At 30.2% G+C, this 15408-nt stretch carries 8 protein-coding genes and 1 tRNA gene; 3 read left to right on the plus strand and 6 right to left on the minus strand.

Annotated elements, in window-relative coordinates; genetic code table 11:
* Positions 1-15: 15 nt before the first annotated feature.
* The 4 genes from IPM32_01860 to IPM32_01875 all read right to left on the minus strand — a co-directional run bounded on the left by IPM32_01860 (position 16) and on the right by IPM32_01875 (position 8138).
* Positions 16-3150 (minus strand): SusC/RagA family TonB-linked outer membrane protein, encoded by a 3135-nt coding sequence (locus tag IPM32_01860; protein ID MBK8943991.1) that lies wholly within the window; start codon positions 3148-3150, stop codon positions 16-18.
* A 432-nt stretch (positions 3151-3582) separates the two neighbouring features.
* A complete protein-coding gene (locus IPM32_01865; GenBank protein ID MBK8943992.1) occupies positions 3583-4167 on the minus strand; it encodes a response regulator transcription factor in 585 nt (194 codons plus the stop codon).
* A gap of 123 nt (positions 4168-4290) precedes the next feature.
* Complete coding sequence (locus IPM32_01870; protein MBK8943993.1) at positions 4291-4929, minus strand: response regulator transcription factor; 639 nt, start codon at positions 4927-4929, stop codon at positions 4291-4293.
* Positions 4930-4943: 14 nt separating this feature from the next.
* Positions 4944-8138: a hypothetical protein gene (locus tag IPM32_01875; GenBank protein MBK8943994.1), complete on the minus strand. Its 3195-nt coding sequence runs from the start codon at positions 8136-8138 to the stop codon at positions 4944-4946.
* A gap of 157 nt (positions 8139-8295) precedes the next feature.
* On the opposite strand from IPM32_01875, the gene rnhC reads away from it, so the two are divergent.
* The 3 genes from rnhC to IPM32_01890 all read left to right on the plus strand — a co-directional run bounded on the left by rnhC (position 8296) and on the right by IPM32_01890 (position 10618).
* A complete protein-coding gene (rnhC, locus tag IPM32_01880) occupies positions 8296-9213 on the plus strand; it encodes a ribonuclease HIII (protein MBK8943995.1) in 918 nt (305 codons plus the stop codon).
* Between the two features lie 60 nt (positions 9214-9273).
* A complete protein-coding gene (locus tag IPM32_01885; GenBank protein ID MBK8943996.1) occupies positions 9274-10413 on the plus strand; it encodes an ATP-dependent 6-phosphofructokinase in 1140 nt (379 codons plus the stop codon).
* A 131-nt stretch (positions 10414-10544) separates the two neighbouring features.
* A tRNA-Asp gene (locus IPM32_01890) sits at positions 10545-10618 on the plus strand.
* Positions 10619-10698: 80 nt separating this feature from the next.
* Here IPM32_01890 and IPM32_01895 read toward each other — a convergent pair.
* On the minus strand, positions 10699-12246 hold the full coding sequence (locus IPM32_01895) for a tail fiber domain-containing protein (protein MBK8943997.1): 1548 nt from the start codon (positions 12244-12246) through the stop codon (positions 10699-10701).
* Positions 12247-12465: 219 nt separating this feature from the next.
* Positions 12466-15369, minus strand: a complete 2904-nt coding sequence (locus tag IPM32_01900) for a tail fiber domain-containing protein (GenBank protein MBK8943998.1) — start codon at positions 15367-15369, stop codon at positions 12466-12468.
* Between the last annotated feature and the right edge of the window lie 39 nt (positions 15370-15408).

Raw genomic sequence — 15408 nt, forward strand, 5'->3', positions numbered from 1 at the left:
CTTCCTTCTTAAATTTTAATAATTAAGACTAATTGACAACATATAAGTACGTGGTCTTGGATAAATGTTATTATCAATACCATTATCAACTTCTGGATCTAATCCGGAATATTTTGTTAGAGTAAATACATTTTGAATAGATAACCCAAGACGTCCGCTAAGATTATTGCCAAATAAGGAAATGAAATTATAACCAAGACTCACGTAATCCATTTTGAAATAAGATCCATTTTCAAGATAAATGTTTGACCAATACTGTGCAGTAGTAAAATTTGTCTCTTTTACATCTGTTAAAATATTTGATAAATATCCGCTTTGGTTATAAACTTGTTGATATAATGCTCTATTTGAGGCATTATTATTATATACGTAATTACCTAAGCTTAATCTTCCGGAGAATGAAAGATCAAATTCTTTGTAATTAACTTTTGATGAAATACCAATTAAATATTCAGGATCTGGTGATTTGTAATAATATTTATTCAATTCATTACCGGAAACGTTACCGCCTTCACCGCTTTTATCAACATATAATCCTTCTATTGGATTTCCATCTTCATCATAAACTTGGTTGAATAAAAAGAATACTCTTGCAGGTAATCCAACGATATATTTTTGTACATTATTACCAACACCACCAGAAATTCCACCAGTATTTACACCGGTATATTCCGGATCATCAACTAAAGTTAATTTAGTAATTTCATTTTTATTATAAGTTAAGTTTGTACCAATTTCCCATGAAAAATCTCTTTCAAGAATTGGAGTAAAATTTAAACCAAGTTCAACACCATTATTTTCCATTGAACCTACATTGGTTAATAAGAAGTTTGAAAAATTACTTCCTACAGGAATTGGAATGCTATTTAACAAATCATCTGATGTGTTTTGATAAATTTCAATGTTACCTGATAATCTATTATTGAGCAGTACAAAATCCAATCCGGCATTTAATGAAGTAAGAGTTTCCCATTTTAGATTTGCATCATATGCATCTGGGCGTAATGTTGAATAGAAAGCATCACCGAATTGATAATACGCTCCGGATGTACTTGCTGTATATGTTGGAATATATGGATAATAATTTGTTCCAACATCTTGCTGACCAGCTTGTCCCCAACTAAGTCTGAGCTTCAATTCATTTACAAAATCTGATTTACCAATAAATGATTCTTCAGTTAATTTCCAAGCTAAAGCAACTGCTGGAAATAATCCCCATCTATTATCTTCAGAGAATCTTGAGGAACCATCATTTCTTAAAGTAAATGTTAATAGATATTTATCAAGCAAAGTATAATTCATTCTTCCAAAGAAAGAAATTAAAAAGTATTCATTTTTGTAAGGAGTAGTTCTTGCGCCCGGAAGTGTAGCATCCCAAGCTCTGTTTGAATTTTTTCCTTCATTATAAAAATGTTGATATGAATAACCACCGGTTAAATCAACATTATGAACACCAATTTCCTTTTTGTAATTTAGATAAAAATCTAACAAACTATTTTTCTTCGTTTGTCTGTATTCTCTAATTTGTGTTTCTGGTTCCCTATATGACCAAGATGCTAATTGATCAGTAATATCTTCACCTTCTGAATCAAAATAATCATAACCAAGATTTAAGATTGCTTTTAAATCAGAAACAAAAGGAATAGCATAATCAAATTTACCGCCTAAAATATATCTTGTAGCGCTTGAAGTATTATCGCGATATTCTAATCGTGCAACCGGGTTATGTGTTGCAATGTTATTTGGAAGATCATTAATTCCTCCACCGGTGCTTAATTCGGTCCAAGCAGTATAACCGCCGTATCTTGTATTTCCGTTTTTAATTGGCTGAGTTGGGTCAAATTCGATTGCAGAACCAATTGCATCATTATTCGAAAAATTATTGTCGATTAAAGAAGCAGATGCATTTAAATCCATATTCAATTTTCCATCAAAAAGTGATGGTGTTGTAGCAAAGGAAATATTTTTTCGATCAAGTGTGTTATATTTTAAAATACCGCCTTGATATAAATATCCCAATGAAACACGATATGGAACTGAACCAATTGCATGACTAATACTTAAATTTTGATCTGTTGATGCAGCTGATTGATAAATTTCTTCTTGCCAATCAGTGTTAGCTGTTCCTAATCTATTGGCAGCTTCTGAAGTTAAACCATGATTTGTAATTCTATCCTGTATTACATCTCTAAATTCATCACCACTAAAAACTTCTAATAATTCAGCTGGAGTTACTAATGAAACGTTACTATTATAATTGATATTTATTTTTGAAGTACCGTCTTTATCAACTAATGCTCCTTTTTTAGTCTTAATGATTATAACACCATTTGATGCTCTTGAACCATAAATTGCGGTTGCAGATGCATCCTTAAGAATTGAAATTGATTCAATATCGTTGGGGTTAATTGAAGATAACGGATTTGCCATACCGGAAATTCCAGAACTTTCTAATGGCATATTATCAACAACAATTAAAGGATCATTGCTGCCAGTAATTGATGAACCGCCACGGATTCTTATTTTTGTTGCAGCTCCAGCAGCTCCTCCAAGTGAATTTGCAACAACACCAGGAGCTTTACCAATAAGTAATTCCTGAGGTGAAGTAATTGTCCCTTTGCTAAAATCTTTTGCAGAAATTGCAGTTACAGAACCGGTAGCATCAGATTTTTTAACTTCACCGTACCCAATTCCAACAACTACTGCACTTTCTAATTCCAAAGCTTCTTGTTTTAATGCAATATTCAAAAAGTTTTGGTCATTAACTTGAATTTCTTCTTTTGTAAATCCCACGTAGGTAACAACAAGAACTGCACCTTTTTCAACAGTAATTTTAAATTCTCCATTGAAATCTGTTGAAGTGCCGTTACTAAGTGTTCCTTTTTCAAAAACGTTAGCGCCAATTAATTCTGCCCCGTCATCAGCACTAACTACTTTGCCCCTTACCTCGATTTCTTGCGCGAATAGAATAGAGCCAGTCTGCATAACTAAAAACATAAGCATAATAAAAAGCTTACTTAGCATTGCATAGTTGCCTCTTTTATCTAATTTCGCGGATAATATACGATTTCCGCTAGATGTTATACTTAACTGGCTTTTATTGCAGCTGCAATCATTTGCCGTTAAGTTAACTTGTTTTGGTCTTATCATATTTTTCCTCGTTTAATATGTATGATGAAATTAGTTAATTGATTTTTTTTGATTATTTTGAATTAAATTCTTTCCTAAACTTTTTATTTGAAATACGTTTTCATTTCAATTTTTATCAAATTGAAATGATTAAAATTCTTATAAAAGTCATTTATATAAAAAAATATTTTAGACAAATTGTTATTAATGGATTGAAATTCGGGATGAAAATCTAATGATAAAAAAATATTTTTTTTATGTTGATAAATATTTCTCACAATCTTTAGTAACCTAAATTTTGTTGTTGAATAAATAATTATTCATAAATGTGAGTAATTTATTCGTCGCAAAATATACCAAAATATTTTACTTAACAAAACTACACTTATGTATAGCAAAACCATTATTTTTTTACAATTTTCAAAATAAAACTACATAAATGGATAGGTAATTTTAATGTAATCTTATTTGAAAAAGTTTATCATAAATATTTTTAAAATTACTTTTTATTTCTGAAGAGCTTAACTTTAACGAATTTTCTATTGCCACTAAACTATTTCCTTCGGTTATTTTCTTCAAAATATTTATTTCACTTGGTTCTAATTTTTTTAACGAATTTCTTTTTTTGAAATATTCAATTGTTTTTCTTGCAATATATGAACTCATTAATACTTTTCCATTTGCCGCATCTTCCATAATATTTATAATTTTTTCTGAAGGAGTATTTTTAACTAAATAATTGTTTGCACCGGCAGAAAGCGCATCAAAAATCCTATCATTTTCTTCATGCAGTGTTAGAATTATTATTATAAACTTCTCTGAAATTTGTCTAAGTTTTTTAATTCCTTCAATTCCAGATATTCCAGGCAAATCCAAATCAATTAAAATTATATTGGGATTTAAAATTTTTATATTTTTTTCGAATTTCTCAAAATTTTCAAAAGTACCAACACACTTAAATAATTCTGAAGCATCTATAAGTGTTTTCAGACCTTCACGAATATTTTTTACATCTTCAACAATTGCTACTTTTTTCATAATTCGTTTTGGTTTTTGAAATCAAAAATTAAGCAGAATATTAAATTTTGGTAACTACATAATAGGATGGTTTTTTGTTGAATTATTTTTAAAACAAAAGAATTGCTACATTTTTTGGTAGGATTAGATTAAACCTTCTTTTAACGCTTTTACTACAGCTTCGGATTGTGAATGAACGTGCATTTTTTTGTAAATATTTCTAAAGTGAAATCTTACTGTATCTAAACTAACATTTAGTTCGTCAGCAATTGCTTTATAACTATTTCCTTCAACTAGTCCGCTTAAAACTTCTTTTTCTCTTTTCGTAAGCATAATATGCTCAGAATCTTTATGAATTGGTTTTGACTTTTGAAAATAATCAACAACTTTTCTTGCGATATTGCTTGTCATTGGCGCGCCACCTTCATAGGCATCTTTTATTGCATCAAGCAATTTTGCCGGAGGAGTTTTTTTTACTAGATATCCGGAAGCTCCGGCACAGAGCGCTTCAAATATTAAATCATTTTCATCATAAATTGTTAGTATGAGAATTAATATTTCATCAGAAATTTTTTTAATTCTTCTAATTCCTTCAATTCCAGAAATTCCCGGAAGATCAATATCCATCAATATTACATCAACTTTTATTTTTTTAATTTCTTCAAGAAGATCTTCGCAATTAGAAAATGCCGCAGCACAAGAATATCCTTCGGTTCCGTCAATAAGAAGTTTTAATCCTTCTCTTATAGTTGTGCTGTCTTCTACAATTACTACATTTATCATTTTATAATTTTTAATTATCTAATATTACCAATATACTTAACTACTGTTCCTTTACCAACTTCTGAATTTATTAATAATTTACCTCCAATTTTTTTTGCTCTCTTCTGCATATTCGTTAACCCGTTTCCTAAATTTTCACTGTTTGTATTTGTTGAAAACCCATTTCCGTTATCAGTTAAAATCATTTCCAATTTTTTTCGTTCAACTTTTGCATTTAATAATATTTCTGAACAATTGCTATGTGTAATCGAATTATTAATTGCTTCTTTAAAAATTAAAAATAAATGTTGTCTATGCTCCATTGTTAATGAAACTTTTTCAAGAGATTTTAGATTTTCTGATCTGAATGAAATTGAAGTATCAGCTAATAATTCGGAATAGGTATCTTGCAATCGTAAAATTAAATCATACAAAGAATCTCTCTGCGGATTTACAAGCCAAACAATATCGCTCATTTTATCAATAAGATATCTTGATTTCAAACTGATTTTATTGAGATTTTTTACAATATCTTCATCTTTACTTTTTAGTTTTGTGTTTATTACTTCGCTTAAAATTGAAATCTCCGTTAAACTTGATCCTATATTATCATGCAGATCGGCAGCTAATTTTGTTCTTAATCTTTCTACCGCTAGGAGATTTCTTACTTGAGTTGTAACAAAATAAATTATCAATGCAGCCAATGAAGAAACTATCATCAGAATAAACCACCAAGTTTTCCAGTATGGAGTTTCAATTACTATTGTTAATGTTGCATCCTTATTGCTCCAAACTCCATCGTTGTTAGAGCCTTTTACATGAAAAATATACTTTCCATCTGTAACATTTGTGTATGTTACTTTATTTGCATTTTGCGGAAGTGAAGGATTTTCATCAAAATTTTCTAAATAATAAATGTAAAGATTTTTTTCTGGCGTAATATAATCTAAAGATGCAAATTCAATATCAATTTTATATTGATTATACGGAAGTATAATTGTTTTATTTTTGCTGAAAGAATTTATATTAATAATTTTCTGCTGATTGGGAAAATCGATTGGAAAAATATTGCAATTCGTAATATATACCGGCGGCTCGTTATTATTTTCAATAAGCTGACTTGGAACAAAAGAATTAATTCCATTAATTCCTCCAAAATAAAAAGTTCCATCTTTTGCTTTGTGATAAGCTCCCCAAAAAAATTGATTGCTTTGCAAACCATCGCGTGTATCATAATTTTTAAATTTTTCAGTTTTAATATTGAATTTTGAAATTCCGTTATTTGTGCTTAACCAAAGATTTCCTTCATCATCTCCAATAATTCCGTAAACAACATTATTCGGCAATCCGTCTTTTTCCGTAAAATGTTTTACATCAAAAATTTGATTGCCATTCTTTTCAGTTAGAATAATTTTATTTAAGCCGCCGCCAATTGTTCCTGCCCAAATTATTAATTCGTTTTTAGAATTTTGAAATTTATCTTCGAACAAAGAAATTACCCTGCTATCACTCAAACTTTTAAGATCGCCGGGAATATTTAGATATTTATTTATTTTAATATTTGAGAAATCATCAAAATTATTTTTCATTGGAATTATTATTTGATTCAAACCTCGCCAAGTTCCAATCCATAAATTTCCATTTCTGTCTTCAATTATACATTTTGATTGAATTCTGTTATCGCTAATATTTACGGGCATTGAATCATTACTTGTAAAATGAAAAACTTTATTAAACTTTTCATCAAAAACATCTAAACCGTTTTCCGTTCCAATCCATAATCTTTTTTTTGAATCTTGAAAAATTGATTGAATAATATCATTGCTTATTGAATTTTTATTATTTGGATTATTTCTGTAAACTTGAACATTTTCCATTCTGGTGTTTTGGGAGTTGGGTGAAAATTTTATTTTGTACAAACCACTTGACCAAGAACCAACCCATAAATTTCCAAACTTATCTTCCAAAATTGATGTAATATTAACTTCGCTTAAGTTTAAATTATTTTTTTGCGAAATTCCGAAATGCTGAAAAATATTTTCATCTTTGTTAAATCTGTTTAAACCTTTTCCCAAAGTTCCTATCCAAATATTTCCAAAAGAATCTTCGGAAATTGCTCTAATCATACTATGACTTAAACTTTTTTCATCTGCGGGATTATGATTATAATGTTTGAATTTTCTATTTATATTAACTTTATTAATTCCGCCGCCGACGGTTCCAATCCAAACCAGATTGCTTTTATCAATAAAAATTGTTCTTGTTAAATTTTTACTTAAACTTTTTAGATCAGATAAATCATGTGTATAATTTATAAATTGATTTTGGTTTGCATCAAATAGACTTAATCCGCCTTCGGTTGAAATCCATAACATTTTTGCATTATCAAAAACTAAATCAGTAATATTATTATTAACCAAATTTGGAGAAGATTTTCCAAAATTTATTTGGGTAAACTTTTTTGAAATTTTATCAAACTTATTTAATCCTCCGTTATAAGTTCCAATCCATAAATTATTTTCGAGAGAAGCTATTGCCCAAACAGTATTGCTGCTCAAAGAATTTATATTTCCATTGCTCAAATAATTTTTAATAAAATTTTTATTTTGATCAAATTCAAAAAGTCCACCGCCTTCTGTTCCAATCCACAAAACATTATTTTTATCAACATGCAATGCTCTAATTGCATTTGCATCATTTCCCTTTTCTGAATTTTTTGCCAGTGAAATTTGGCTGAATTTATTTTTCCTAAAATTAATTTCCGTTAAACCTTTGCTGTTTGTGCCTAAAATTAAATTTCCTGATTTATATTGAACAATTGTGCGAATATTATTTTCAGAAATAGAATTTGAATTTTTTGGATCATTTAAATAATGAACAAAATTATTGGATTCATACGAATAACGATTTAGTCCTCCGCTATTGGTTCCAATCCACAAATTAGAATCAGAATCTTCAAATATTGACCAAATAAAATTATCGGAAATTGAATTTAAATCGGAAGGATCATTTCTATATACTATAAAACTGTAACCGTCATATCTATTTAAACCGTCTTCAGTTCCAAACCATAAAAATCCTTTGCTGTCTTGCAAAATTGCTTGAACGGTAATTTGAGAAAGTCCATTTTCTATTGATAATCTATCAAACATCAAATCTTTATAAACATCATTTTTACTAAAATTATTTTGTGGAAGTTTTACACTTGGTGAAAAGAAACTGAGAATCAATAAAAAAGTCAAAAATTTTATTTTTCGCTGATTTAAAAGCATTTTTAGTTATTTATTGCCTATAATGATTTATTAAAATAATAATAAATAATTATATTTATATCATACAAATTATTAGTAATCTTGCCAATAACTTTAATGTTTATTCAAATTTAAAATGATTGAAAATAAAATTCAAACTTCCGCATATAATAAAATTTCTGAGCTTTCCGATTTAGCAAAAAATGAAAATTATCAATCAAGTAAAATTGAATTGAAGCAATACAATTATGAAGTTGAAGTTGCTAAGAATAAACAAAAAATAAAAATTCAAGTTTATTTTGGTAAAAAAGGACTGAAAACAATTCTACAAGGGAATAATACTTCTAAAGAATTTGCTGAACTGAATAATTTAATAAATGGAAATTTTTCTCTGGATTTTCAAGATAATTCGGAAGAAAATTTTGATAAATATATTGGCACTGATGAAACCGGCAAAGGTGATTTTTTTGGACCCTTAATAATTGCGGGATTTTATGTTAATGAAGAAATTCAAAATTTCTTAATAAATTTGGGTGTAAAGGACAGTAAAGAATTAGCTGATACAAAAATTGATGAAATTGCTAAAATTATTAAATCCAAATTCCCCAAAAATTATTCAATCGTTATAATAAATCCAGAAAAGTATAATCAGCTTTATGATGAATTTAAAAACTTAAATAAAATTCTTAATTGGGCACATTCAAAAGTTATAGAAAATTTATATGAAACATTTCAACCGGAGACCGTAATTATTGATCAGTTTAGTAAAACTCCAATTAATATTTCCTTAAAAAATAATTTTGCAAAAGTAAATTTTGTGCAAATTCCAAAAGCGGAAAAATATGTTGGTGTTGCAGCGGCATCAATTTTAGCAAGAAATGAATTGAATAAATGGTTTAATAAAAAAAATCATGAAGGAATTCCGGTTTTAAAAGGAGCTTCAACCGAAGTGGAAAATTCGGCAAAAATAATTACAGTAAAGTTTGGTATTCAAATTTTGAATAAAATCTCAAAAGTTCATTTTAAAACAACAAAAAAAATTTTCGAGAATTAGTTTACATTTTAGAAATTACTTAAAAAAAATTATATTTAAATTCATTTAATTAGGTAAATAATGGCAAAGTCAAATCAAATTAAACGCATTGGAATTTTAACAGGTGGTGGTGATTGTCCCGGATTAAATGCAGTTATTCGCGGAGTTGCAAAACCGGCTCATGATCATGGCTTAACAGTTCTTGGCATTCAAGATGGTTTTGAAGGATTGGTTGAAGGAAAAGCTATTGAGCTTTATAATAAAGATGTTTCTGGAATTTTGGCTCAAGGCGGAAGTATTTTGGGAAGTTCAAATAAGGGCGACCCGTTTCATTGGCCGGAAGATATCGGCGATGAAATTCAAATTTTAGACCGATCTAAAAAAGCTATGAAAAACTATGATGCATGGAATTTAGATGCGATAATTGCAATTGGCGGAGATGGCACAATGCACATCTCAAAAAAATTATCAGAAATGGGAATGAACATTGTTGGCGTTCCTAAAACTATTGATAATGATCTAGAGGCAACAGATCAGACTTTTGGACATGATTCCGCAGTTTATGTTGTTTCTGAAGCTTTAGATAGATTACACACAACCGCATCAACTCATCATAGAGTTATGGTGATTGAAGTTATGGGACGATATGCCGGTTGGATTGCATTAAATGGCGGATTAGCTGGCGGTGCTGATATAATTTTACTTCCGGAATTTCCGTTCAGCTGGGAAGTTATTTATGATAAAGTTGAACAAAGAAGTATGCAGGGAAAAAGATTTAGTATTGTTTGCGTTGCGGAAGGTGCCAAAGCACAGAATGAAGAAATGGTAATTAAAGCAAAAGATATTAAACGTACTGATCCAATTCAACTTGGTGGAATTGCCGAACATGTTTCAAAAATGATTGCTGAAAATACAAAAATTGAAACTCGATATACGGTTTTAGGACATTTGCAAAGAGGTGGAAGTCCAACACCTTTTGATAGAATTCTTTCTACAAGATTTGGAACATATGCAATTAATTTAGCAATGAACAAAAAATTTGGGATGATGGTAGCTCTAAAAGGTTCTGATATAACAAGTGTAAAAATTGAAGATGCAATAAAACGACAAAAACTTGTTACTTCCGAAAATCAAAGTGTTCATGCGGCATTGCAAGTTGGCGCAAGTTTTGGCGTTGAAGAAATGGATCATAATGTAATCAGATGGCTTGGAGCTTACTAATACAAAATTAGCTCTAAGAAGGAACAAAATTAGTATAACAATTTTTTTGAAATATCTTTAATTTGTTATAGTAGAATATAAAAATTTTGCTTTTTGAATAAAAAGTATTATTTTTGGCAACTATTTTTATTGGGGTCGTAGTTCAGTTGGTTAGAACGCCTGCCTGTCACGCAGGAGGTCGCGAGTTCGAGTCTCGTCGGCCCCGCATCTAAAGCCTTGTAATTTAATAATTTACGAGGCTTTCTTGTTTTAAACAATATTAATAATAAAGTTTATTTTTAAATTTTATCTTGTTTTTTCTAAATCTTCTATTCTTTTAATTAAATTTTGAATGACTTCTTCTTGTTCCTGCACTGCTTTAACTAAAGGAACTATAAATTCGGTATAACGTAATCTGTACATACTTTTTTCATTTTCAGGTATTTCAACACCACTGAAATCAATACCAAGTTTATTAACCAACACTTCTACTTCCTGAGCAATAAATCCTGTTTGGCGCATTTCAGATTTTTTATTTCTTGCCTCAATTATTTTTATTTCTGCTTTTGTACTTTTTGAGCTGACAATTCCATAAGTTTCATTTTCCTTTGTTTTTACAATATTATTATTTTCACCAAGTTTTTCAGCAATTAAGTTATAATCCATTGTGTAACTTACCGGTCTAAGCCCCATAATAAAATCTAAACCTGAAATATTTTCTTTAATATTTTTCTTAAATCTCCCATCAGATAAAAGTGACATCGCTACTTGTCCTTGAATACTTGTAATTGCAGTATTACCAATTACAATATTATTACTTGAAGTTGGAATTGCAGAATAACCTATTGCGGTAGTATTATTTAAATCTGGAGTGATATGACTTGGACCTGAACTATATCCTATTGCAGTATTAAAATTTCCATTTACATTAGAATTTAATGCAGCATTTCCAATTGCAGTATTTCCCTCACCTTCTATGTTTGATTCCAAAGAATTATATCCATTTGCTGTATTTCCTGATCCAGAAGTATTATCAATCATTGCTCTAAAACCAGTTGCTGTGTTACCATTTGCAATATTTGAGAATAGCGCGTTAAAACCAATTGCAACATTATTACTTGTTGTCAAATTGTAGAAAAGTGCATTTATTCCAATTGAGATATTACTATTTCCACTTATGTTATTTGCCAGTGAACTTGTGCCAAGTGCAATGTTAAGATCACCTGTTGAATTATGAAACATTGCGCTGTGACCACATGCAATATTATTATGACCATCAATATTATTTGCAAGAACAATATTGCCAAGTGCTAAATTGTATGCACCTGTTGTATTTTTTTCCAATGTTTTATACCCTACAGCAGTATTCATGTATCCTGATGTATTTAGTTTCATGGAATGTTTTCCAATAGCAGTGTTTTGATTAGCGGTTCCATCATCATTGATTCCGGATTCAAAACCTAAAAAAATACTTGTTGCATCAGTTTTAGCATCACTTAACTGATCAAGTGAATCAATTTTTGAATTGCTTCCAGTCCTGCTCAAATTTGTATTACCATAAAAAAGGCTGTCACCATTCCTATAAAGTTTATTGGAGGTTAGAGCTGGAACTCCATCTTTAAATTGTATTGATGCTGAAGTTCCTTCATCTGTAATTCTCATTAGTTGGTTATTATCACCATCTTTAAAAACCACATCTCCTTCCACATCTTGTGTTTCTATAGGTTTTTCAACTTTAGATGTTTCTGGAGTTTTTTCATTATTCTTTTTTATCTCTTGAGCAAGTAAATGTGAAAAGGTAAAAGTGAAAAGGCAAAAGAAAATTAAAAAGGTATTCAATTTTTTTGATTTCATATTTCCCTCAACGATTATTTTGTCTAAATTCCGATTACAAGTCTTTTTATGGTTGTAAAATAATTTTCAAAAGCTGTTTTGTCTACTACTGATTCTGGTAGTATTTACATAAGCTTTATTTAAATATAATTGAACTGTTATGTATTAAAACGCCTTGCTCAACTAATTTTTTAATTAGCTATGCAAGGCGGACATTGAGGATTAAAGAACATTTAATTTTTATTTAACTGTCATCTTAATTTCGTTTTTATTTGCAATTACTTGATTAAGTGCATTTTTTATTTGTTCAATATCAGATTTGTACTCAGAGTTTAGTTTTGCCAATTCTTGATTTTGTTTTTCCAATTCCATAATCCTAACTTCTTGCTCTTTAGTCCTTTTCTCTAATGCTTGTATTGCAATAAAGTTAATTCCATCAAAATCTGTTGCTGAAATTGTTGTATCGGTTCCAATTGTCCCAATTCCGTCATTACCAAAAGCAGAATAAAAATCTTGTGCCATTGGTCCATAGTGTCTGTGAGTTTTGGAATCTTGAGTTTTATAATTCCATGAAGTGAGTTTAAATTTGGAGATTTTTCCCAAGAATTCCTCTCCATTGACTGACTTAAAGTTTTCCTTTTTAGTAGAATCCGAAATTGAACTCCACCCGTTATCACCTGCGTTCATTAAAGCACCGCTAGTGAGTGCCGAGTTTGTGTAGAAGCGATAACCATTTGCAAATCTTGCAGCCAATCTATTGTCTGTATTTGCATCTTGAACAGTGCTGGCTGAATTATCTCCCAAAAATATTGTTCCATTTCCGGCTGCATTAACGTTTGAACCAATTGCAAAAGAATTAGTTCCGTTTGCACTTGCAGTAGAACCCAATACAGCTTTGCCATTAACTCTAAAATTACCGTTAATTTTTACATTTTCACTTCCATCTGTAAAATCACCGTAAATTAAAGGATCAGATGTTCCCGAATTATCAATAACTAATTTATTATCTGTAAGCTCATTTTTACCGGCTTGATAACCAATAAAAATAGAACCATTTTGATAATAATTTGAAATTCCATGATAACCTGCTTCATGACCAATAAAAATATTTTTAGAGCCATTTATGTAATTTCCTGAACTATTACCAATACCAAGATTAAAATTTCCAGTCCCATTTCCAAGTGAACCACTACCAATTGCAATATTCTGATTACCCGAGAAAACTTGACCTGCTTGATATCCAAAAGCTGAATTACTGTCACCATTCATAGTAACAAATGTCCCGCTTCCGAAAGCTGAGTTGTAACTGCCGGTTATGGAAAGTAATGAAGAAGCACCAAAGGCGGAATTATAACTTCCACCATTAGTTTCTAAAGCTTTTGATCCAACAGCAGTATTTTGTTCACCATTTGATTGGTTAAGTGCGTTGTAACCAACAGCTGTATTATTTGCTATAAAAGAGCCGCTATTTAATGTTTGATGACCAATAGCAGTGTTAAAATTGCCTAATGTTAATGAAGTTAAAGCCTCATAACCATTTGCTGTATTCCCAACGCCTGTTGTGTTTAATTTAAGGGCATTATAACCGGTTGCAGTATTTCCAGTTCCTGTAGTATTTGCATACATTGCATTATGACCTATTGCAGTAGTTCCGTTAACAACATTGTTTCTTGCAGCTTCAAAACCTACTGCAGTATTTTGGTTCCCCGAATTAGAATAAAGTGAAGAACTACCAATAGAAACATTAGAATGTCCAGCAGTATTTGAAGATAAGGAAGAATTTCCAATAGATATATTATCATGTCCGCTGATATTGGAATATATACTCCCAACACCTATTCCTATGTTATTATTTCCGGTTTGATTTGTTTTTAATGAATTGTAACCCAATGCTGTATTATATGCCCCAGAAGAATTTACATTCAATGCTGCTATACCAATTGCAGTATTTTGATTATTACTTCCATCATCTAAATTACCGGTGCCATATCCAAGAAAAACACTTGTTCCATCAGTCTTTGCATCAGTTAAATCATTTATAGCGGATACTATAACAGATGTTCCATCGGAAGTAATATTTCCGGTAACATGAAAATCACCGTTTATTTTAACTAATTCACTTCCGTCTGTAAAATCTCCCCAAATTAATGGAAAAGATGAACTATCATTATTTATATAAAGTTTATTATTCCCTGTTTCAAAATATCCCGCTTTATAACCTAAAAATATATTCCCAGATTTATTATGAAATGCTGTTCCACTTCCTGCTTCATTTCCAACAATTGTATTTTTTGAACCAGTCTGATTATAAAAATTTGAATAATAACCTATTCCAACATTTTTGTTTCCAGTAGTATTATGATGTAGTGATGCAGAGCCAGTTGCAGTATTAAAATTTCCATTATTTGAACCAAGAGAAGAATTTCCAATACCCGTATTATCATTACCAGCAGTATTATCATTAAGCGCACCAGCACCATAAGCACTATTAGAATTACCAGTAATATTATCCGCCAAGGAATTTGCTCCAGTGGCAGTATTTAAATAACCTGTTGTATTAAAAGTTAAAGCTCGTTTACCAATTGCTGAATTTTGCCAGCCAGTCGAATTTGAATTAAGTGAAAGAATACCTATCGCAACATTTTCGATTCCTGTTGTATTTGAAAAAAGAGAATGATATCCTAAAGCAGTATTAAAGTTTGAAGTAAAACCAATTGAGACCCCGCCATCATCAGAAATACCTGATCCCTTACCCAGAAAAATACTAAAGGCATCAGTTTTGGCATCAGAAAGCTGATCGAGTGAATCTATAGTTCCACCGCCACCATTTAAATTAGCGTTACCAAAATACAGATTTGTTCCGCTTCTATATAACTTGTTGGTGGTATTTGATGGTACGCCGTCAGTAAATTGAATTGCTCCAGAAGTTCCTTCATCTGTAATTCTTAACAATTGGTTTGTTCCATCTGAAAAAATTACATCACCTTCAACAGCTTGCGTTTCTATAGGTTTTTCAATTTTTGATACGGCTGAATTTTTCTTTTCATCAGCTACTTTTTTTGATTCTTGAGCGTGGATTTGTGAAAAAGCAAAAGTAAAAAGGCAAAAGAAAATTAAAAAAGTATTCAATTTATTTGATTTCATATTTCCCTCAATGATTATTTTGTCTAAATTCTGATTACT

The organism is Ignavibacteriota bacterium (genome assembly GCA_016716225.1).
In the GTDB taxonomy this organism is placed as follows: domain Bacteria; phylum Bacteroidota; class Ignavibacteria; order Ignavibacteriales; family Melioribacteraceae.